This window comes from Streptomyces sp. NPDC055103 (assembly GCF_053607625.1).
Genome location: NZ_JBSGTX010000168.1, coordinates 1 through 1,688, shown reverse-complemented (window position 1 = coordinate 1,688; position 1,688 = coordinate 1). Strand labels below are relative to the sequence as shown.

The following is a 1,688-nucleotide window of genomic DNA, read 5'->3' as shown; positions in this document are numbered from 1 at the left end:
AAACAACCCAGACCGCCAGCTAAGGTCCCAAAGTCATGGTTAAGTGGGAAACGATGTGGGAAGGCATAGACAGCCAGGATGTTGGCTTAGAAGCAGCCATCATTTAAAGAAAGCGTAATAGCTCACTGGTCGAGTCGGCCTGCGCGGAAGATGTAACGGGGCTAAACCATGCACCGAAGCTGCGGCAGCGACGCTTAGGCGTTGTTGGGTAGGGGAGCGTTCTGTAAGCCGTTGAAGGTGGCCTGTGAGGGTTGCTGGAGGTATCAGAAGTGCGAATGCTGACATAAGTAACGATAAAGCGGGTGAAAAGCCCGCTCGCCGGAAGACCAAGGGTTCCTGTCCAACGTTAATCGGGGCAGGGTGAGTCGACCCCTAAGGCGAGGCTGAAAAGCGTAGTCGATGGGAAACAGGTTAATATTCCTGTACTTGGTGTTACTGCGAAGGGGGGACGGAGAAGGCTAGGCTAGCCGGGCGACGGTTGTCCCGGTTTAAGCGTGTAGGGGGTGTGACCTGGTAAATCCGGTTGCATACTAACCCTGAGGCGTGATGACGATGCACTACGGTGCAGAAGTAGTTGATGCCCTGCTTCCAGGAAAATCCTCTAAGCTCCAGGTAACATTAAATCGTACCCCAAACCGACACAGGTGGTCAGGTAGAGAATACCAAGGCGCTTGAGAGAACTCGGGTGAAGGAACTAGGCAAAATGGTGCCGTAACTTCGGGAGAAGGCACGCTGGCATGTAGGTGAAGTCCCTCGCGGATGGAGCTGAAGCCAGTCGAAGATACCAGCTGGCTGCAACTGTTTAATAAAAACACAGCACTGTGCAAACACGAAAGTGGACGTATACGGTGTGACGCCTGCCCGGTGCTGGAAGGTTAATTGATGGGGTCAGCCGCAAGGCGAAGCTCTTGATCGAAGCCCCAGTAAACGGCGGCCGTAACTATAACGGTCCTAAGGTAGCGAAATTCCTTGTCGGGTAAGTTCCGACCTGCACGAATGGCGTAATGATGGCCAGGCTGTCTCCACCCGAGACTCAGTGAAATTGAACTCGCTGTGAAGATGCAGTGTACCCGCGGCAAGACGGAAAGACCCCGTGAACCTTTACTATAGCTTGACACTGAACATTGAGCCTTGATGTGTAGGATAGGTGGGAGGCTTTGAAGCGTGGACGCCAGTCTGCGTGGAGCCATCCTTGAAATACCACCCTTTAATGTTTGATGTTCTAACTCGGCCCCATAATCTGGGGTGAGGACAGTGTCTGGTGGGTAGTTTGACTGGGGCGGTCTCCTCCCAAAGAGTAACGGAGGAGCACGAAGGTTAGCTAATCACGGTCGGACATCGTGAGGTTAGTGCAAAGGCATAAGCTAGCTTGACTGCGAGAGTGACGGCTCGAGCAGGTACGAAAGTAGGTCTTAGTGATCCGGTGGTTCTGAATGGAAGGGCCATCGCTCAACGGATAAAAGGTACTCCGGGGATAACAGGCTGATACCGCCCAAGAGTTCATATCGACGGCGGTGTTTGGCACCTCGATGTCGGCTCATCACATCCTGGGGCTGAAGTAGGTCCCAAGGGTATGGCTGTTCGCCATTTAAAGTGGTACGCGAGCTGGGTTTAGAACGTCGTGAGACAGTTCGGTCCCTATCTGCCGTGGACGTTTGAGATTTGAGAGGGGCTGCTCCTAGTACGAG

General features: G+C 53.4%; 1 rRNA gene. It reads left to right on the top strand.

The features are described 5' to 3' along the window. Positions 1 to 1,688, top strand: a 23S ribosomal RNA gene (locus ACWFR1_RS40275); the annotation flags it as partial.